This is a genomic window from Pseudomonas sp. BRM28, from assembly GCF_002939405.1.
Lineage (GTDB): Bacteria > Pseudomonadota > Gammaproteobacteria > Pseudomonadales > Pseudomonadaceae > Aquipseudomonas > Aquipseudomonas palmensis.
Window position 1 is genome coordinate 3,884,155 of record NZ_PEFV01000001.1, and the last position, 20,266, is coordinate 3,904,420.

Annotated in this window: 16 protein-coding genes; 6 read left to right on the forward strand and 10 right to left on the reverse strand. The window is 62.8% G+C overall.

Features of this window, described 5'->3' with window-relative positions; all coding sequences use genetic code 11:
• Nucleotides 1–32 precede the first annotated feature (32 nt).
• From CR917_RS18365 to CR917_RS18390, 6 genes are all read right to left on the reverse strand, one after another.
• Entirely contained in the window at nucleotides 33–785 is a 753-nt protein-coding gene (locus CR917_RS18365) for an HAD-IB family hydrolase (protein ID WP_100633164.1), read from the reverse strand.
• Between the two features lie 139 nt (nucleotides 786–924).
• Nucleotides 925–3,531: a type I DNA topoisomerase gene (topA, locus tag CR917_RS18370; RefSeq protein WP_043864567.1), complete on the reverse strand. Its 2,607-nt coding sequence runs from the start codon at nucleotides 3,529–3,531 to the stop codon at nucleotides 925–927.
• 100 nt (nucleotides 3,532–3,631) lie between these two features.
• The gene (locus CR917_RS18375) at nucleotides 3,632–3,883 is read right to left on the reverse strand and encodes a DUF1653 domain-containing protein (protein WP_104572765.1); all 252 of its coding nucleotides are present in this window, start codon (nucleotides 3,881–3,883) and stop codon (nucleotides 3,632–3,634) included.
• 79 nt (nucleotides 3,884–3,962) lie between these two features.
• On the reverse strand, nucleotides 3,963–5,138 hold the full coding sequence (gene fadA, locus CR917_RS18380; protein ID WP_043864569.1) for an acetyl-CoA C-acyltransferase FadA: 1,176 nt from the start codon (nucleotides 5,136–5,138) through the stop codon (nucleotides 3,963–3,965).
• Between the two features lie 29 nt (nucleotides 5,139–5,167).
• Nucleotides 5,168–7,315, reverse strand: coding sequence for a fatty acid oxidation complex subunit alpha FadB (gene fadB, locus CR917_RS18385; RefSeq protein ID WP_043864570.1), 2,148 nt, complete (start codon nucleotides 7,313–7,315; stop codon nucleotides 5,168–5,170).
• A 438-nt stretch (nucleotides 7,316–7,753) separates the two neighbouring features.
• On the reverse strand, nucleotides 7,754–8,191 hold the full coding sequence (locus tag CR917_RS18390; RefSeq protein WP_104572766.1) for a hypothetical protein: 438 nt from the start codon (nucleotides 8,189–8,191) through the stop codon (nucleotides 7,754–7,756).
• A gap of 108 nt (nucleotides 8,192–8,299) precedes the next feature.
• Here CR917_RS18390 and CR917_RS18395 point away from each other — a divergent pair, with 108 nt between their 5' ends.
• On the forward strand, nucleotides 8,300–8,743 hold the full coding sequence (locus tag CR917_RS18395) for a universal stress protein (RefSeq protein ID WP_043864572.1): 444 nt from the start codon (nucleotides 8,300–8,302) through the stop codon (nucleotides 8,741–8,743).
• Nucleotides 8,744–8,785: 42 nt separating this feature from the next.
• Here the strand turns inward: CR917_RS18395 and CR917_RS18400 are convergent, their stop codons facing one another.
• The gene (locus CR917_RS18400; RefSeq protein ID WP_043864573.1) at nucleotides 8,786–10,705 is read right to left on the reverse strand and encodes an ATP-binding cassette domain-containing protein; all 1,920 of its coding nucleotides are present in this window, start codon (nucleotides 10,703–10,705) and stop codon (nucleotides 8,786–8,788) included.
• Between the two features lie 210 nt (nucleotides 10,706–10,915).
• On the opposite strand from CR917_RS18400, the gene CR917_RS18405 reads away from it, so the two are divergent.
• Entirely contained in the window at nucleotides 10,916–12,844 is a 1,929-nt protein-coding gene (locus CR917_RS18405; RefSeq protein ID WP_043864574.1) for a transglycosylase SLT domain-containing protein, read from the forward strand.
• A gap of 97 nt (nucleotides 12,845–12,941) precedes the next feature.
• Here the strand turns inward: CR917_RS18405 and CR917_RS18410 are convergent, their stop codons facing one another.
• Together CR917_RS18410 and CR917_RS18415 are read right to left on the reverse strand one after the other, a co-directional pair.
• Entirely contained in the window at nucleotides 12,942–13,745 is an 804-nt protein-coding gene (locus CR917_RS18410) for an MOSC domain-containing protein (RefSeq protein ID WP_104572767.1), read from the reverse strand.
• 75 nt (nucleotides 13,746–13,820) lie between these two features.
• Entirely contained in the window at nucleotides 13,821–14,756 is a 936-nt protein-coding gene (locus CR917_RS18415; protein WP_043864576.1) for a chemotaxis protein CheV, read from the reverse strand.
• A 397-nt stretch (nucleotides 14,757–15,153) separates the two neighbouring features.
• On the opposite strand from CR917_RS18415, the gene CR917_RS18420 reads away from it, so the two are divergent.
• The 3 genes from CR917_RS18420 to CR917_RS18430 all read left to right on the forward strand — a co-directional run bounded on the left by CR917_RS18420 (nucleotide 15,154) and on the right by CR917_RS18430 (nucleotide 17,620).
• Nucleotides 15,154–15,615, forward strand: coding sequence for a hypothetical protein (locus CR917_RS18420; protein WP_043864577.1), 462 nt, complete (start codon nucleotides 15,154–15,156; stop codon nucleotides 15,613–15,615).
• Between the two features lie 459 nt (nucleotides 15,616–16,074).
• Entirely contained in the window at nucleotides 16,075–16,971 is an 897-nt protein-coding gene (locus CR917_RS18425) for a sensor histidine kinase (protein WP_104572768.1), read from the forward strand.
• Nucleotides 16,961–17,620, forward strand: coding sequence for a response regulator transcription factor (locus CR917_RS18430; protein WP_043864579.1), 660 nt, complete (start codon nucleotides 16,961–16,963; stop codon nucleotides 17,618–17,620). The genes CR917_RS18425 and CR917_RS18430 overlap by 11 nt, the downstream gene beginning before the upstream one ends.
• On the opposite strand, the gene yegS is transcribed toward CR917_RS18430, so the two are convergent.
• Nucleotides 17,604–18,503, reverse strand: a complete 900-nt coding sequence (gene yegS, locus CR917_RS18435; protein ID WP_043864580.1) for a lipid kinase YegS — start codon at nucleotides 18,501–18,503, stop codon at nucleotides 17,604–17,606. The two genes, CR917_RS18430 and yegS, sit on opposite strands and share 17 nt — an antisense overlap.
• Nucleotides 18,504–18,802: 299 nt before the next feature.
• On the opposite strand from yegS, the gene CR917_RS18440 reads away from it, so the two are divergent.
• Entirely contained in the window at nucleotides 18,803–20,257 is a 1,455-nt protein-coding gene (locus CR917_RS18440; RefSeq protein ID WP_088514233.1) for a mannose-1-phosphate guanylyltransferase/mannose-6-phosphate isomerase, read from the forward strand.
• Nucleotides 20,258–20,266 lie beyond the last annotated feature (9 nt).

Sequence of the window (20,266 nt, forward strand, 5' to 3'; positions counted from 1 at the left end):
GCACGCAAGCTGAATCACCGCAGGCGTGAGGCTCAACCGCCCTTGCGGTCATCGTTGCGCGGCAAACCGCCAACCGTGGTTGCAGCCGAGTCTTTCGGCGTGGCCGGGGTGACCGGGCCGTAGATCTTTTCGATGCGCAGGCGGCCACGCTGCCACGCGGGATGAAAGTGCCGCCAGTGTGCGTCCTGAGCCGCGGCCAGCAGCTCATGGTCGCCCCGCGTGTCGCCCCAGGCGCGCATGCGGTACTGCGTCAGCACCCCGTAAACCGCCTCCAGGCGCAGAACCTTGGCTTCGCAGCGGCAATTGTCGCCACTGATCCTGCCGGTCAGCACGCCATCGATCACCTCCAGCTCGGTGCCGATCAGCTTGATGCCCAACTGTTCGGCAAAGGGCTTGAGCACTAGCGCCGGCGATGCCGAACAGATCGTCACCTCGGCACCAGAGGCCAGTTCCTGTTTCACCGAAATCACGCCCTGCGGGCGCATCAGCCGGGCCCACGCCTGCGACTTGAACGCCACCGCCCTCTGCGCGACCCATTGCTCTTTCACACCCGCAAGAAACGTCTGGATCAACTGGGCCTTGAGTTCATCGCGGCTGATCCGCCGCCCCATATAGCGCAGGCTTGGCCAGATCATCCGCAGCATGCGGCGAGCAAAAAAGCCGTTGCCGAAAGCGAACCTCAAAAAAGGTACAAAGCTGTCACGGCGGGTCAGCGTGCCATCGAAATCGAACACCGACAGGATTCTGGCCGACTGCGGCCCTGCTTCCAACATTTCCTGACTCATCTGCTTGCCTCTGCTCGATGGTGTACAGCCCTGGCGGAGAAACGTCCCGATCAAACCTCACAACCGTTCGCTGACCTGACTAAAAAAAAGGCTGCGTCCAGGATCACCAGATGCAGCCTCTTGTAGCCGATTCTATCGCTTAGCGCTTGTCTTCCACCTTCCACGCCTTGCCGTCATAGAACGCTCGCCAGCCGGTCGGCTTGCCGTCGACCTCGGTCTGCACATACTGCTCCTTGGTCTTGCGGCTGTAGCGGATCACCGTAGGGCGACCGTCCGGGTCCTTCTTCGGCGCTTCACAGAGGAAGTGATACTTCGGATCGATCTCGTCCTTGTGCGGCACGATCTCCATCACCAGGGGTGCGCGGGTCTCGCGGTTCTTCGGGAACTGGCTGGCGGCCAGGAACAGGCCCGAAGCCCCGTCACGCAACACATAGGTGTCGTTGACCTTCTCGCACTTGAGCTCCGGCATCTTCACCGCGTCCATCTTCGGCGGCGCCGCCTCGCCGCTCTTGAGCAGCTTGCGGGTGTTCTTGCACTCCGGGTTGGTACAGCCGAAGAACTTGCCGAAACGACCGGTCTTGAGCTGCATCTCGCTGCCGCACTTGTCACACTCAAGGCTCGGACCCTCGTAGCCCTTGATGCGGTAGCTGCCTTCCTCGATCTCGTAACCCGTGCAATCGGGGTTGTTGCCGCAGATGTGCAGCTTGTGTTTTTCGTCGAGCAGATAGGCGTCCATCGCCGTGGCGCAGATCGGGCAGCGGTGCTTGCCCAACAGCACGCGCGACTCGGACTCGCCCTCGTCGTCGGCGGCAATCTCGTCACCTGGCACCAGGTTCACGGTGGCCTTGCAACGCTCTTTGGGCGGCAGGCTGTAGCCCGAGCAACCGAGGAACACACCCGTGGAGGCTGTGCGGATCATCATGTGCCTGCCGCATTCCTTGCAGGCAATGTTGGTCGGGGTCGGCTGGTTGGCACGCATGCCCTTTTCGGCATCTTCAGCCAGTTGCAGCTTCTTGCTGAAGTCGCCATAGAACTCGTCCAGCACGTTTTTCCAGTCGCGCTCGCCCTGGGCCACATCGTCGAGGTTCTCTTCCATGCCGGCGGTGAAGCCGTAGTCCATCAGGTTGGAAAAGCTCTCGGACAGACGCTCGGTCACGATGTCGCCCATCTTCTCGGAGTAGAAGCGGCGGTTGTGCAGGGTCACATAGCCACGGTCCTGGATGGTGGAGATGATCGCCGCGTAGGTGGATGGACGACCGATACCGCGTTTTTCCATTTCCTTGACCAGGCTCGCTTCCGAGAAACGTGCCGGCGGCTTGGTGAAGTGCTGGCTCGGGTCGAGCTTGATGAGCTTGAGCACTTCGCCCTGGTTCATTTCCGGCAGTACATCGTCATCGCCCGGCTTGCTCTGCTGCGGCAACACACGGGTGTAACCGTCGAACTTGAGGATACGGCCCTTGGCACGCAACTCGAACTCGCCCGCCGTGACGCTGACGGTGGTCGACAGGTACTGCGCCGGCGGCATCTGGCAGGCCAGGAACTGGCGCCAGATCAGCTCGTACAGGCGCTCGGCATCACGCTCCATGCCGCTGAGCTTGGTCGGGTGCGTGGCCACGTCCGAAGGTCGGATCGCTTCGTGCGCTTCCTGTGCGCCTTCCTTGCTGCCGTAGACGATCGGCGCTTCTGGCAGGTACTTCTTGCCGAACTCGCTTTCGATGTAGCTGCGCGCCATTTCCACCGCATCGACCGACAGGTTGGTCGAGTCGGTACGCATGTAGGTGATGTAGCCGGCTTCGTACAGACGCTGGGCCATCATCATGGTCTTCTTCACGCCGAAGCCGAGGCGATTGCTCGCCGCCTGCTGCAGGGTCGAGGTGATGAACGGCGCCGAGGGCTTGCTGCTGGTCGGGCGGTCTTCACGCTTGGCAATGGTGTAGCTGGAAGCCTTGAGCTTCTCCAGCGCGGCCATGGCCTGGGCTTCGTTGAGCGGCTTGAAGGCCTCGCCGTTCTGGCGAGCCACCTCGAAGCGCACCTTGGCGTCCTTGGCAGTACCCAGGTCGGCGTGCACTTCCCAGTACTCTTCGGGGATGAATGCGCGAATCTCGCGCTCGCGCTCCACCACCAGCTTCACGGCCACCGACTGCACCCGGCCGGCCGACAGGCCACGGGCGATCTTCTGCCACAGCAGTGGCGAGACCATGTAGCCCACCACGCGGTCGAGGAAGCGACGCGCCTGCTGTGCATTGACACGGTCGATGTCCAGCTCGCCCGGCTGGGAGAAGGCCTCCTGGATGGCCTTCTTGGTGATTTCGTTGAACACCACGCGCTTGTAGCGGCTGTCATCCCCACCGATGGCTTCGCGCAGGTGCCAGGCAATGGCTTCCCCCTCGCGATCCAAGTCGGTTGCGAGATAGATGGTGTCGGCATCCTTGGCCAGGCGGCGCAACTCCTCGATGACCTTTTCCTTGCCCGGAAGGATCTCGTACTTGGCCTTCCAGCCGTGGTCCGGGTCGACGCCCATGCGCGCCACCAGTTGCTTGCGCGCCTTTTCTTTCGGCGACAGCGCGGGTGCCTCGCCGGCAGCAGCCTTGCCGCGCTTGGCAGCAGGCTCCTTGCTGGCGGAACCGCTGGTGGGCAGGTCTCGGATATGGCCGATACTCGACTTCACCACGTACTGGTTGCCCAGGTACTTGTTGATGGTCTTGGCCTTAGCCGGGGATTCCACAATGACCAGCGATTTGCCCATGGATCGGAAAATTCCTGAATAACGAAAATAAAAACACGGCAGGTACCTGACGTGGCACCGCTATATATAGTGGCAACAGAGTGAGGTCAAGCGCCGAAGGTTAGCCCGCTTGCGCATCGGCACGCGAAAACCGCTCGGGTTCGGCCTCGACCAAAGCAAAGCGCGGCACGTGCTCGCCGTCAACCTCGACCGACTCGGTGAACATCGAAAGCGGGCGTACCCACAGGCCGAAATCGCCGTACAGGGCCTGGTAGAACACCACCCACTCCTCGGTCTCGGAATGGCGCGCGGCACCGAATACACGATACTCAGGCCCTTTGTAATGCCGGTATACGCCTGGTTGTATCTGCATGCTGCCAACCCTCTTGAAAAAAAATCTGCAAAAAGCAAAAAACCGGGGCACCAGGCCCCGGCTTCCGACAACGAAACGCTTAGATGCGTTCGAAGACGGTGGTGATCCCCTGACCAAGGCCGACGCACATTGTCGAAACACCCAGGGTACCGCCATTCTGCTTCATGACATTGAGCAGAGTGCCGGAAATCCGCGCACCGGAGCAACCGAAAGGGTGACCCAGGGCGATTGCGCCGCCGTGCAGGTTAACCTTCTCATCCATCTTGTCGAGCACTTTCAGATCCTTGAGCACTGGCAGGGCCTGTGCAGCGAAGGCTTCGTTGAGCTCGAAGAAGTCGATATCGGCAATGCTCAGGCCCGCACGCTTGAGGGCTTTCTGGGTTGCCGGCACCGGGCCGTAGCCCATGATCGCAGGGTCCACGCCGGCCACCGCCATCGAGCGGATCACCGCCAGCGGCTGGATGCCCAGGTCCTGGGCACGCTGGGCCGACATCACGATCATGCACGAGGCGCCGTCGGTGATCTGCGAGGAGGTACCCGCTGTCACGGTGCCGCCCTTGGGGTTGAACGCCGGCTTCAACGCCGCCAGGCTTTCCAGGGTGGTGTCCGGGCGAATGGTTTCGTCGTAGTCGAAGACCTTGAGGAAGCCATTCTCGTCATAGCCCTGCATCGGGATGATTTCGTCCTTGAACTTGCCTTCGACCGTCGCCTTGTGGGCGAGCTGGTGCGAACGCAGACCGAAGGCGTCCTGCTGCTCACGGCTGATGCCATGCATCTTGCCCAGCATCTCGGCGGTCAGGCCCATCATGCCCGAAGCCTTGGCCGCATATAGCGACATGTGCGGGTTGGGGTCCACGCCGTGCATCATGCTCACGTGGCCCATGTGCTCGACACCGCCGACCACGAACACATCGCCGTTGCCGGTCATGATCGCCTGGGCAGCCGTATGCAGCGCGCTCATCGACGAACCGCACAGGCGGCTGACAGTCTGGCCGGCCGCAGTGTGCGGGATCTGGGTCATCAGCGAAGCCATGCGCGCGATGTTCCAGCCCTGCTCCAGGGTCTGGTTCACGCAGCCCCAGATCACGTCCTCGACTTCACTCGGGTCGACCTTGACGTTGCGCTCCAGCAGCTTGCTGATCAGGTGCGCCGACATGTCTTCGGCGCGGGTGTTGCGGTGCATGCCGCCCTTGGAGCGGCCCATCGGCGTACGACCGAAGTCGACGATCACGACGTCTCTTGGATTCAAGCTCATACAATATTCTCGCTCTAGTCGTTGGGCGCTTAACCGAAGAAGCTCTGGCCGTTCTTGGCCATCTCGCGCAGCTTCTCGGTGGGGTGGTACAGCGCGCCCAGGTCGGCGTACTGGTCAGCCAGGGCAACGAACGCGGCCACACCGATCGAATCGATGTAGCGCAGTGCACCGCCACGGAACGGAGGGAAACCGATGCCGTAGACCAGGCCCATGTCGGCCTCGGCCGCCGTCTCGACGATGCCGTCTTCCAGGCAGCGCACGGTCTCCAGGCACAGCGGGATCATCATCCAGTTGATGATGTCCTCGTCGCTGACTTCACGCTGCTCGTAGACGATCGGCTTGAGCACTTCGAGCACCGACGGGTCGGCAACCTTCTTCTGCTTGCCGCGCTTGTCGGCCTCGTAGGCATAGAAACCCTTGCCGTTCTTCTGGCCCAGGCGCTTGGCTTCGTAGAGCACGTCGATGGCCGAACGACGGTCATCCTTCATGCGGTCCGGGAAGCCCTCGGCCATCACGTCGCGGCCGTGGTGGCCGGTGTCGATGCCGACCACGTCCATCAGGTACGCCGGGCCCATCGGCCAGCCGAATTTTTCCATGATCTTGTCGATGCGCACGAAGTCCACACCGGCGCTCACCAGCTTGGCGAAACCGCCGAAGTACGGGAACAGCACGCGGTTGACCAGAAAGCCCGGGCAGTCGTTGACCACGATCGGGTTCTTGCCCATCTTCTTGGCGTAGGCAACGGTAGTGGCCACCGCCAGTTCGCTGGACTTCTCGCCACGGATCACTTCCACCAGCGGCATCATGTGCACCGGGTTGAAGAAGTGCATGCCGACGAAGTTTTCCGGACGCTTGAGGGCCTTGGCCAGCAGGCTGATGGAAATGGTCGAGGTGTTGGAAGCCAGGATGGTGTCCGCCTTGACCTGGTCTTCGACCTCGGCCAGCACGGCCTGCTTGACCTTGGGGTTTTCGACCACGGCTTCCACCACCAGGTCCACGTGACCGAAGTCGCCGTAGGACAGGGTCGGACGGATGCCGTTGAGCACTTCAGCCATTTTCGCGGCGGTCATGCGGCCCTTGTCGACGCGGCTGACCAGCAGCTTGGCGGCTTCGGCCAGGCCCTGCTCGATACCGTGCTCGTTGATGTCCTTCATCAGGATCGGCGTGCCTTTGGAGGCCGACTGATAGGCGATGCCGCCACCCATGATGCCGGCACCGAGTACGGCGGCCTGCTTCACGTCCTGGGCGATCTCGTCGTAGGCCTTGGCCTTTTTCTTCAGTTCCTGATCGTTCAGGAACAGGCCGATCAGGCTCTGGGCTGCCGAGGTCTTGGCCAGTTTGACGAAGCCGGCGGCTTCGACTTCCAGCGCTTTGTCACGCCCGAAGTTGGCGGCTTTCTGAATGGTCTTGATGGCTTCGACCGGCGCCGGATAGTTCGGGCCTGCCTGACCTGCCACGAAACCCTTGGCGGTCTCGAAGGCCATCATCTGCTCGATGGCGTTGAGCTTGAGCTTTTCCAGCTTCGGCTGGCGCTTGGCCTTGTGGTCGAGCTCGCCGCTGATGGCGCGCTTGATCAGTTCCAGGGCAGCTTCCTGAAGTTTCTCCGGGACCACCACTGCATCGACGGCACCGACTTTCAGTGCGTCTTCAGGGCGGTTCTCCTTGCCGGCGGCAATCCATTCGATGGCATTGTCGGCGCCGATCAGGCGCGGCAGGCGTACGGTACCGCCGAAGCCCGGGTAGATGCCCAGCTTGACTTCAGGCAGGCCGATCTTGGCCTTGGTCGACATGACGCGGAAGTCGGCCGCCAGGCACATTTCCAGGCCGCCGCCCAGCGCGATGCCGTTAATGGCGGCAACGGTCGGTACATCGAGATCTTCGAAATCGCTGAAGATTCTGTTGGCTTCGAGGTTGCCTGCAACCAGCTCCGCATCCGGCAGCTTGAAGTTGTCGACGAATTCGGTGATGTCGGCGCCGACAATGAACACGTCCTTGCCGCTGCTGACGATCACACCTTTGATCGACGCATCTGCCTTGATGGTGTCTACGGCCTGACGCAACTCATTCAGGGTAAGACGGTTGAACTTGTTGACGGACTCACCCTTGAGGTCGAACTTCAGTTCGACGATGCCGCTTTCAAGAGCCTTAACCGTGATGGCTTTACCTTCGTAAATCATCAACTGATCTCCACGATATGGAAGCTGAACTGTACACGCCGAACGCTGGCACGAAATTCGGCACCAGGCACACCCGTCAGCGCGATAGTCGGGATTCTGCGAGCGTCATGTGACATACAAACGCTCAATTCATACGCCCGTTTGATTTGGGTACGGACACATTCACCGAAAAGCCTGCCGTTGTCAAATACCCAAAAGCACGAGCAAAACGCGACTTTACGGTCATTTTGAGCGAAGGGGTGCGGGTTCAGCCTGTAGGTGATTGGCCATCATTCATGCAGGTGATCGGCCATGGATACGCATGAGAGAAGCAGCGAAGGGATAAAGCGCAGCTACACTGAGGGCATCGAAGAAGTTTCCGGCCTGCCTGGCCTTTTTTATTCAGTTGCCGGCCCCGCCATGGGGCTGGCGCTGGCGTTCAATCACACGACTCACGGGTCACGCCAGCGCCTTGAGCAACCGGGAAATGTCCTGCAACGCTGCGGCATCCCCCTTCTCTCCCCAGCACAACGCGATCATCTGCGGGTTGGCCTCGACCTTGTAGACACTCGCCGGCAGGCGCGACAGGTGCTCGAGCACGCGCGCATCCTCGCAGGGCTCGCGCCACTGGTTGAGCCACACCCCTGGTGTCACCTGCCAGTAGCTCCAGCTGTCGGCGTGCCCGCGACGGCGCGCACAATGATACTGCGCGCAGGTGTGCGGCGGCTCTTCGGGCAGCCAGTGCGGCCAGGTCTGCGGGGTGAGCTGCATGGCCAGCCCCATGCGCCGCGCCTCCAGGCGCAGGGCCATGCGCCCGCTGGTGCGACGCGAGGGCAACAGCCAGACCATGGGGCTGAGCATCAGCGCAAGGATTGACACTACTACCCAGAACGTCATATCTGTTATTCCTATAAAGACTTTGCAAATGAGCTGGTTAGCCGACATCGATGCGATCAGCCTGAAACCGACCATACTTTAACTATCGCGATTGTCAGGAGAGCCCTCATGCCCTACGAACACATTCTGGTCGCCGTCGACCTGACCGAAGAATGCGACCCGGTGATCAAGCGCGCTCGCGAGCTGGCCACGCCCAACGGCACCAAGGTTTCCCTGGTACATATCGTCGAGCCCATGGCCATGGCCTTCGGCGGCGACGTGCCGATGGACCTGTCGCAACTGCAGCAGCAACAGTTCGACCAGGCCAAGGAGCGCATGGACCGCCTGTTCAACAAGTATCCGGAGATCAACCGCGGCGATTCCCACCTGACCTACGGCCAGCCTCGCCAGGAGATTCACCAGTTGGCCAAGGACCAGAAGTGCGACCTGATCGTGGTCGGCAGCCATGGCCGCCACGGCCTGGCGCTGCTGCTGGGCTCCACCGCCAATGACGTGCTGCACGGCGCACCGTGCGATGTGCTGGCGGTACGCCTGCAGAAGAAGGCCGACTGATACCAGAAGGCCCGCTGTTGGACACAGCGGGCCTTCTTCATATCAGCTGTCGAGCTCGGCCCAACGCTCCACCAGTGTGTCCAGCTCGCCCTGCAGCTTCTCGAGGCTGGCCAGCACGGCGGTGGTCTGGTCGATTGGCCGCTGATAGAAGCCTGCATCGGAAATCTCCGCCTGCACCGCAGCCATCTTCTGCTCCAGGGCATCGATCTGCCCCGGCAGCGCCTCCAGCTCGCGCTGCAGCTTGTAGCTGAGCTTCTTCTTGCCTTCATTGACCACCGGTGCTGCCGCAGGCTCGGGTGCAACGGCCTCGACCACCGCACTGTTGAGCTCGGACTTGCCCGACTTGCTTTCGGTCACGCCGAGCAGCTTGGGCGAACCGCCCTGTCGAATCCAGTCCTGATAGCCGCCCACGTACTCACGCACCTTGCCCTCGCCTTCGAACACCAGGGTGCTGGTGACCACGTTGTCGAGGAACGCCCGGTCGTGACTGACCATCAGCACGGTGCCCTTGAAACCCGCCAGCACCTCTTCGAGCAGCTCCAGGGTTTCCACGTCCAGGTCGTTGGTCGGCTCGTCGAGCACCAGCAGGTTGGCCGGCTTGCTGAACAGCTTGGCCAGCAGCAGGCGCGCACGCTCGCCACCGGACAACGCCTTGACCGGCGTGCGTGCACGCTGGGGGCTGAACAGGAAGTCGCCCAGGTAGCTCAGTACGTGACGGTTCTGCCCATCGATCTCGATGAAGTCACGGCCTTCGGCCATGTTCTCGATCACGGTCTTTTCCAGGTCAAGCTGATGGCGCAACTGGTCGAAGTAGGCCACTTCGAGACGCGTGCCCGACTCCACCTTGCCCGAGCTTGGCTCCAGGTCGCCCAGCATCAGCTTGAGCAGCGTGGTCTTGCCGGTACCGTTGGCACCCAGCAGGCCGATACGGTCCTCGCGCTGCAGGACCATCGAGAAATCCTTGACCAGGTAAGGGCCATCGGGGTGGGCGAAGCTGACGTTTTCCAGCACCATCACCTGCTTGCCGGACTTTTCCGCCACGTCGAGCAGGATGTTGGCCTTGCCCTGGCGCTCGCGACGCTCGCTGCGTTCCACACGCAGTGCCTTGAGGGCGCGCACGCGGCCTTCGTTGCGGGTACGCCGGGCCTTGATGCCCTGGCGGATCCACACCTCTTCCTGGGCCAGTTTCTTGTCGAACAGCGCGTTGGCAGTCTCTTCGGCAGCCAGCGCAGCTTCCTTGTGCACCAGGAAGCTGGCGTAGTCGCCGTTCCAGTCGATCAACCCGCCACGGTCCAGTTCGAGGATGCGCGTGGCCAGGTTCTGCAGGAAGGAACGGTCGTGGGTAATGAACAGCACGGCACCGCCAAAGCCGCTCAGGGCATCTTCAAGCCAGGCGATGGCGCCGATGTCCAAGTGGTTGGTCGGTTCGTCGAGCAGCAGCAGGTCGGGCTCGGACACCAGCGCCTGGGCCAGCAGCACACGCCGACGCCATCCACCGGACAGCTCGGCCAGGGTCTTGTCGGCCGGCAGTTGCAGGCGGCTCAGGGTGCTGTCGACCAGTTGCTGCAAGCGCCAGCCATCGCGCGCCTCCAGGTCGCTCTGCACGTGCATGAGCTTTTCCAGGTCGGCGTCGGTGTGAATGTTCTGGCTCAGGTGGTGATACTCGGCGAGCAATGCACCGACACCGTCCAGGCCTTCGGCAACCACATCGAACACGGTGCGCCCGTCGGCCACCGGCAGTTCCTGCGGCAGCTCGCCGATCTTCAGGCCCGGGGCACGCCACACATCGCCTTCGTCGGGCTTCTGGTCGCCCTTGACCAGGCGCAGCATGCTCGACTTGCCCGTGCCGTTGCGGCCGATGATGCAGACCCGCTCACCACGGGCGATCTGCCAGGACACCTTGTCCAGCAACGGCATGGCGCCGAACGCAAGGGACACATCGCTTAATTTGAGCAGGGTCATGATCTTCTCCAAAAACCGGGGGCGCATTCTACCTGAGTTGCGCCTGCTTCACATTAAGCGCGACCGGCGTGCCGACCGCAGTCCTGCATTACATGCCGATACAAGCACAATGCTTTCTTCCGCCCCCGGCAAACGGCTAAGCTTAAGCACGTAATCCCACCAGTGCTGGCGCCGCCGACACTCGTTTTGGTCAAACTGTCCGGAAGTATCATGCGCCGCAGCCTGCTCAGCCTCGTATCCTGTCTGCTTTTTTCCGCCACCGCGGCCAGCACCGTCCAGGCCGCCGATCTCACCCAGCAACGCCAGTACTACGATGAAGCCAAGCGTGCCCTGGCCAAGGGCGACAGCGGCCCTTACCGCCGTTACGAACAGGCCCTGCGTGATTATCCGCTGGAGCCCTACCTGGCCTACGACGAACTGACGGCGCGCCTCAAGAGCGCCAGCAACGCCGAGATCGAGAAGTTTCTTGCCGAGCATGGCGACCTGCCCCAGGCCAACTGGATGAAACTGCGCTGGTTGCGCTGGCTGGCAGAGCGCGGCGACTGGCAACCCTTCGTCAAGTACTACGACCCCAAGCTGAACTTCACCGAGCTCGACTGCCTCAACGGCCAGTATCAGCTCAGCCACAACCTGCGCGCCGAGGGCTACGCCACCGCCGACAAGCTGTGGCTGGTGGGCAAGTCGCAGCCGGCGGCCTGTGACGTGCTGTTCGACCGCTGGGCCGCCGAGGGCCAGCTGACCGAACAGAAGCGCTGGGAGCGCATCAAACTCGCGGCCCAGGCGCGCAACTACGCCCTGGCCAACACCCTGATCAAAGGCCTGAACACCCTGGGCCCGCAAGGCCGTCTGCTGGTGGATGTGGCGCAGAAGCCCGAACTGCTCAACAACCCCGGGCGCTTCACCCCGGTCAACGAAGCGATGTCCGACGTGGTCAGCCTGGGCCTGCGCCGCCTGGCGCGCCAGGACCCGGAGCGGGCCATGGCGCTGCTCGACGACTACGCCAATCGCATGCATTTCTCCCGCGACGAGAAGGTGGCGATCGCCCGCGAAATCGGCCTTACCCTGGCACGGCGCTACGACCCCCGCGCCCTGGGCCTGATGACCCAGTACGACCCCGAGCTGCGCGACAACACCGTGACCGAATGGCGCCTGCGCCTGCTGCTGCGCCTGGGCCGCTGGGAAGATGCCTACGAGCTGACCAAACGCCTGCCCCAGGACCTGGCCACCACCAACCGCTGGCGCTACTGGCAGGCGCGCAGCCTGGAGCTGGCGCAGCCAAAGAACCCGCAGATTCCACTGCTGTACAAGACGGTAGCGCGAGAACGCGACTTCTACGGGTTCCTGGCCGCCGATCGTGCACAGACCCCCTACCAGCTCAACAACAAGCCGCTGGTACTCAGCCAGCAACTGATCAACAAGGTACGCAACACGCCCGGCGTGCGGCGCGCGCTGGAATTCCATGCCCGCGGCCAGATCGTTGACGGGCGCCGCGAGTGGTACCACGTCAGCCGTCATTTCAGCCGCGACGAGATGGTCGCCCAGGCGCGCCTGGCCTATGAAATGCGCTGGTACTTCCCGGCCATCCGCACCATCAGCCAGGCCCAGTACTGGGACGACCTGGATATCCGCTTCCCGATGGCCCACCGCGACACCCTGGTACGCGAAGCCAAGGTACGCGGCCTGCACTCGAGCTGGGTATTCGCGATCACCCGCCAGGAAAGCGCCTTCATGGACGATGCCCGTTCCCACGTGGGTGCCAGCGGCCTGATGCAGCTGATGCCGGCCACCGCCAAGGAGACGGCGCGCAAGTTCAACATCCCGCTGGCTTCGCCGGCGCAGGTACTGAACCCGGACAAGAACATCCAGCTGGGCGCCGCCTACCTGAGCCAGGTGCACGGCCAGTTCAACGGCAACCGGGTGCTGGCCTCGGCCGCCTACAACGCCGGCCCCGGACGCGTGCGCCAGTGGCTGCGCGGCGCCGATCACCTGAGCTTCGACGTATGGGTGGAGTCGATTCCGTTCGACGAGACCCGCCAGTACGTGCAGAACGTGCTGTCGTATTCGGTGATCTACGGGCAGAAACTCAATTCACCGCAGCCACTGGTGGATTGGCACGAGCGGTTTTTCGACGATCAGTAAGCGGTGATCAGCGCTTCGCCGGCAACGTCGAAGCGCAACCTTGTGGAGGCGACGGTGCGTGTGCAGGGGCCAGCCTTGCTGGCGAAGCGGCCCGTCGCTATTCCAGCACCTCGACCGCCATGCCCACCTCCAGCATGCCCTCGCCGTCGGCCACCAGGTTCTGGCCGAACAGCACATCCCCCTCCTTCTGCCGATAGGTCTTGAGCGTGGTCAAGGGTTCGCGATCGGGGCTGCGCTCGCCGGTCTGCGGGTCGAGGGTGGTGAGGATGCAGCGCGTGCACGGGGAAAGCACCCGAAAGGTCTGCTGGCCAATGCGAATGCGCTTCCAGCCATCCTCGGCATATGCCGCACTGCCCTCGACCACCAGATTGGGCCGAAAGCGCAGCATCTCCAAGGGGCGCCCAACCCGCTGTACCAGGTCGTCGAGCGACGCCTGGCCGATCAGCAGCAAGGGGAAACCATCGGCGAAGGCCACACGGTCGCTGTTCTCACCGTAGCCGGCCGGCAGATAGCGGGTACGCGGCTCGGGCACATGCACCAGGCGCACCGGCTTGCCGATGAAGCGACTCAACCAGTCGGCCGCCGCATCGCCTGCATCCGGTACGCGCAGGGTGTCGCGCCAGATGGTCGCCCCACGCAGATTGGCGTCCGCTTGCGGCACCGCCACCTGCAAGCGGTCAAAACCCGGGGCACTGAGCACCAGACCGCCATCGGCGTCGTACAGCGCCGATAACTGGCTCATCTGCGGGTAGGCGCGCTGGGTCAGGAAACGTCCGTTGTCCTGCTCCACCAGCATCCAGCGCCGGTCACCCAGCAAGCCCAGCAGGCCGCACGGCGACTGGCCCAGGGCTTGCGCCTGGGCCGACTTGAGTGGGTAACGATACAACGCGCTCAGACGCATGGGCCGGCTCCGGATGATAAAGGCGCAAGCTTACACCGAAGGCCGGGCAACCGCTGCCCGGCCCTTGGTGCCGGCTCAGACGGTCGCTTCGTCCAGCATCAGGCGCTGGCGCACCACATCCACCAGCTTGTCGGGCTGGAACTTGGACAAAAAGTTGTCACAACCGACCTTCTTCACCATCGACTCGTTGAAGCTGCCCGACAAGGACGTGTGCAGTACCACGTACAGGCTGCGCAGGCGCGGGTCGTTGCGGATCTCGGTGGTCAGGCGGTAGCCGTCCATTTCCGGCATTTCGGCATCGGTGAAGACCATCAGCAACTTCGAGCACACGTCCTCACCGGCATCCGCCCAGCCTTTGAGCAGGTTGAGTGCCTTGAGGCCATCGCTGGCCACATGCATCTTCACCCCCAGCTGGCTCAGGGTTTCACGCAACTGCGCCAGGGCCACGGTGGAGTCGTCCACCAGCAGCACCTCCCGCCCTCGCGCCTGCGCCAGTACCGGGTCTTCCAGCTTGTCGCGGGACACCTTGGCGTTGTACGGCACGATTTCGGCCAGTACTTTCTCCACGTCGATGATTTCTACCAGTTGCTCGTCGACCTTGCTGATGGCCGTCAGGTAATGCTGACGCCCGGCACTGGTGGGCGGCGGCATGATCGCCTCCCAGTTCATGTTGACGATACGGTCCACGCCTCCCACCAGGAACGCCTGCACCGAACGGTTGTACTCGGTGACGATGATGGTGCTGTTGGGCCCCGGCTCCAGTGGGCGCATGCCGATGGCCTGGGACAGGTCGATCACCGGCAGGGTCTGCCCACGCAGGTTGACCACGCCGCACACATACGCATGGCGTTGCGGCATCAGGGTCAACTTGGGCATCTGCAGCACTTCCTGCACCTTGAACACGTTGATCGCGAACAGTTGGCGCCCGGCCAGGCGAAACATGAGGATTTCCAGACGGTTCTCGCCTACCAGCTGCGTCCTTTGGTCTACCGTGTCGAGAATGCCAGCCATTAAACAACCCCCAGGCGTGTCGCAAAAATTGAATTATCAACCGTGTATCGGCCGCGTTCGTCTTGGCTTGACCCCCCAAAATAAAATGCTGCGGGGGGCATTGATGTCACTTTAGCATCATGGTTTACTGCGCTGACAGTTTTGCAGTCGCGGCAGGTCATCAGCGATCACACCAAGCCAATGCCATCAGGGAAACCCCTAGCCACAATCGGGCGAGACCTGATGTTCGCAATATCCTTTAGCCATTAATGTGACGCCATTCTCATTGCATGAATGGAGTCAGGCTTTTGCTCGCTACTGCCTTGTTGTCCACAACCAATGCTAGCGTCTTGCCAAAACACCGGCTCCAGGGCGTTTCAGCCCCCATCCGCAGTCTGCGCCTGGCAGGAAACGACTGATGTCCGACACCACTGCGGACATCAGCGCCCTACACGACTTTCAGGTCGATGCCCACGTACTGCTGACCCGCGCTCAGGAGTGCCTGTCGCACCTTGACCTGATCGGCCACGATACCGACGCGTGCGACTGCCTGCTGAACACCCTCGGCACACTGGCCGAGCGTGCCCACCTGCAGGCCCAGACGCAGATCGCCGACTTCTGTCGCCAACTCTGTCATGTGCTCGAACCGCAGCAATGCCGCGCGCGCCTTCACGCTGCACTGCCCAAGCTGAAAGCCTGCCTGAGCCTGCTGGCCTGGCAGCTTGAACTGATCGACCCGCACACCGGCCAATTGAACCTCGACCCCCAGGAGCAACTGGCCTTGCTGGAGGAACTGGAACAGACCTTCCGGCAGTTGCACGCAGAACCGGCCAAGGCGACCGCCACACCCGCCGCCCCTGCACCCGCCCTGGGCGCATGAAGTTGCACAACTAACCGGCGTGGGAAATTTCCCCGCCGCACATCATTTCAAAGCACTTTCCCACAACACTAAGCATTAACTTACGCGTGGGCGGCGAGTTTCTGTCAGCTGTATACAAAAACAATATCAGCGCATATAGGACAAGTTGTGTATCGCCACCAGTGATAGCAAAGTGCTAGACTTTGCGCCATCCGGAACGACCGTACCAGCCCGTAAAACTGACAGTTCGGACATCTTTCACGCCCCGCGACCATTTCCAAGCGAAGTGATACTATGCCCGACGCAAATTGCACACCGACAATGCACGGTGCTGAAGTTTGGCGTTTTCAGCACACTTGAAATCGTCTGATTCCAGTGTTGGCAAAACTGCACAAAGTTAAATCCAGGCGTTGCCCCAAACGCCTGTTGGGCGATATTCGACCGGCTTTCAACAGCGATACTTCAGTGGCTTCATTCCCTATGCTCTCAAGCCTCAAGACACTCAAGCGCGGCCCTCCGGGCGCTTCTCTGCTGCATTGGCTGAGCGCCCTGCTGTGCCTGGTGTCGGCGGCGGCCAACCTGTACCTGTACCTGCGTGCGGCACCGATGCCCGGCAGCCTGCTGGCACTGCAGCTGGCCGCCCTGCTCGGAATTGGCTGGCAATTGCGCCAGGCCGCGCGCTCGATCGCCATGCGCCCCCAGGAGCTGGCCCACCGCCTGCTCGAGGTGCAGGAGAGCGAACGCCAGCGTCTGAGCCGCGAACTGCATGACGATATCGGCCAACTGCTGACAGCCGCCAAGCTGCAGGCAGACTGGCTGCAACGGCGCATGCCGGCCGACCTGCAGGAACACTGCGCCACATTGCGCAGCACCCTGGACGACACCCTGGCCAATGTGCGTGATGTGTCGGCGATCCTCAACCCACGCCAACTGGCCAGCCTGGGGCTTGAAGCGAGCCTGCGCGCGCACCTGCTGCGCACCCTGGAAAACACCGACGTGCACTGGAGCCTGGAGTGCAGGCAGCGCCTGGGTGGCATTCCGGAAGACATGGCCATCGCTGCCTTTCGCATTACCCAGGAAGCCGTCACCAACATTCTGCGACACGCCCGGGCACGCAACCTGAGCGTGCGCATCGAGCGCACCCCCGAAGGCCTGGCACTATCGATCAGCGACGACGGCCAGGGCTTCACGCCTGCTGCCACCCCCGGCGAGGAGGGCCAGCGCGGCATGGCCGGCATGAGTGAACGGGTCAACCTGCTCAATGGCCGGCTGAGCGTGAACAGCCAACCCGGCCAGGGCACCCACATCGACGTACTGTTCCCCTGGCCACCGCGTGCCCGTGAACGCGCCAATACAAGTAAACCCCATGATCTGTAATCTGTTGCTGGTGGATGACCACTCCCTGATTCGCGCCGGCGTACGCGCCCTGGTCGCCGACATACCCGGCTACGCTGTGGTAGGCGAGGCCAACGACGGTAGCCAGTTGCTCGAACTGGTGCAGCGCCTGGACCCGGATATCGTGCTGCTGGACATCTCGATGCGCTCGACCGGGGGCCTGGAGGCCCTGGGCCGCCTGAAGGCTGCTGGCTGTCGCAGCAAGGTGCTGATCCTGTCGATGCACACCGACCCCGAGCTGATCATGCGCGCACTGGAAATCGGCGCCCATGGCTACCTGCTCAAGGACACCACCGCCACCGAACTGGAGCAGGCACTGGCCGCGCTGCGCAGCGACGAGCGCTACCTGAGCCCGGCCATCGCGCATACCGTGATCAACCAGGCGTTACTCCGCGCCCAGAGCAGCAAGCCCGAGGCCGTCGAGAACCACAACCTCACGGCGCGCCAGCTGGAAATCCTGCGCCTGATCGTGCGCGGCAAATCCACCCGTGAAATCGCCAACGGCCTGGGCCTGAGCATCAAGACCGTCGAGACCCACCGCTCGCAGATCATGAAACGCCTGCAGATCTACGACGTGGCGGGCCTGGTGCTGTTCGCCGTGCGCGAACAGATCATCAGCCTGGACGACTGAGCAGCGGCGACTCGGCGGGCAGGTGCACGCGCAGCGCCCCCGGCAGCGCACTGAAGCGCCAGCTGTCGCCTTGCAGCGGCTCGCCATCGAGGTTGATGTCCAGGCCTTCGGCGCTCTTGATCTCGACCCACGGCAGGCGCGCGCGAACAAACAGATTGTCCAGCCCCAGGCCCTCGCTCAGCAGGTCACGCAAAGTGCCGACCACCTCCTGCGGCGCCGGCAGGATGCTGATATCGAGCAGCCCGTCGTCCACCTGCGCCTGCGGGCACAGCACATGCCCGCCGCCGGCCTGGCGGCCGTTGCCGATTCCCAGGGCCAGCAACTGACCTTGCCAGTGAAAATCCGGACCTTGCAGCTCCACCGAGGCCGCACGCAGCTCGCTGAAACGCGACAGCCCGGTGAACAGATAGGCCGCGGCACCGATCACCTTCTTCAGGTCCTCGGAAGTGCTGGCCGTGACCTGGCTGCCGAAACCGCCGGTGGCCATGTTGAGGAACACCTGCCCGCCCACCTCGCCCAGGTCGATCGCCCGCGCCGGCAACTCCAGCAGGTTCAGAGCCTGGTCCGGCTCCAGCGGCACACCGGCAGCCCGTGCGAAATCGTTGGCGGTACCCAGCGGCAATAGCGCCAGGCTGGCATCACCCCGGGCCTGGGCCAGCGCCTCTGCCACATCGCGCAGGGTACCGTCGCCACCACCGGCCACCAGATGCGGGTACCCCGCCGCCAGCGCCTCGTGCACCAGGCGCTGGGCATCGCCCCCCTCCCAGGTGAGTCGAACATCGAGCTGCCAGCCGCGCTCGCGCAAGCCCATTACCGCCGCGCGCACCTCGTCGTTCATGGCCTGCTTGCCATGCAGAATCAACAATGCCCTGCGCTCACCCATAACTGCTCCCCCGCATTGATCACCGCCGACGGCGGTGCCGCGTCAGATGACGCCCGTGTATATCGACCGATTACAACACGGTTCCGTTGCATGCGGACCACGTCAAAAACAGCGCTTTCACACAATTGCCATTGAAAGATTCTCAATCGATGTGCATCATTCGACAAATATTTGGCCTTCACGGACGATGCCAGTGATAAAAGTCACTTTTTTGACTCATTGAGCAAAGCGCCTGCCAGGTTCACCTTTTCCCTGTTATCACACCGCCTAGCGGTGCCCAGAACACGAGGCTGAGTGAAATGAGCACACTGATCCCTTGCATCATTGCCGGTGGAGCCGGCACCCGATTGTGGCCGGTTTCACGCGAGGCCATGCCCAAGCCCTTCATGCGCATGCCCGATGGCCAGAGCCTGCTGCAGAAAACCTTCCTGCGTGCCTGCGCACTCAAGGATGTGGCCCGCGTACTCACCGTCACCAATCGCGAAGTGTTCTTCCGCACCCAGGATGAATACCGCCAGCTCAAACAGCCCGGCATCGCGCTGGACTTCATTCTCGAGCCCTGCGGGCGCAACACGGCCCCGGCGATTGCCGCCGCCGCCCTGCACTGTGCCCGTGAATACGGCGAAGACGCCCACCTGCTGGTGCTGCCCGCCGACCACCTGATCACCGACCAGGCAGCCTTCGAAGAGGCCGTGGAACGCGCCCGCGCCCTGGCCGAGCAAGGCTGGCTGACCACCTTCGGCCTTGTGCCCACCCAACCGGAAACCGGCTTCGGCTACATCGAGAAGGGCCAGGCCCTGGATGCCCATGGCTATCGCGTGGAGCGCTTCGTCGAAAAGCCGAACGCAGAGATCGCCCAGCGCTATGTCGAGGGCGGCCAGCACCTGTGGAACGCCGGCATGTTCTGCATGCGTGCAGATGCCATCCTGCGCGAGCTGCAGCAGCACGCACCGCAGGTTCTGGATGCGGTCGGCGAATGCCTGGGGCTGAGCCAGAGCAAACAGGGCAACAACAGCCTGCAACTGGAACTGGATGCCACCAGCTTCGCGCAGGTTGCCGACATCTCCATCGACTACGCCGTGATGGAGCGTTCCACCCAGGTGGCAGTGCTGCCCAGCCAGTTGGGCTGGAGTGACATCGGCTGCTGGCGGGCGGTGCGCAGCCTGGCCCAGGGCGATGCCCAGGGCAACCAGTGCAACGGCGAGACCGTGCTGCACGACGTGAGCAACTGCTACATCGATTCGCCTCGCCGCCTGGTGGGCGCCATCGGCCTGGACAACCTGATCATCATCGACACCCCCGACGCCCTGCTGATCGCCGACGCGAGCCGCAGCCAGGAGGTCAAGCTGATTGCCCAGCAGCTCAAGCGCCAGGACCACGACGCCTATCGCCTGCACCGCACCGTGACGCGCCCCTGGGGCACCTACACCGTGCTCGAGGAAGGCCCGCGCTTCAAGATCAAGCGCATCATGGTACGCCCGCAGGCCTGCCTGTCCCTGCAGATGCACCATCACCGCAGCGAACACTGGATCGTGGTCAGCGGCATGGCCTGCGTGACCAACGGCGAAGAGGAATTTCTGCTCGACACCAACGAGTCGACCTTCATCAAGCCGGGGCGCGAGCATCGCCTGAGCAACCCCGGGGTGATCGATCTGGTAATGATCGAAGTGCAAAGCGGCGAATACCTGGGCGAGGACGACATCGTGCGCTTTACTGATATCTATGGACGCGCCCCGGCAGCAGCGATCGGCTGAGGCCCGCCA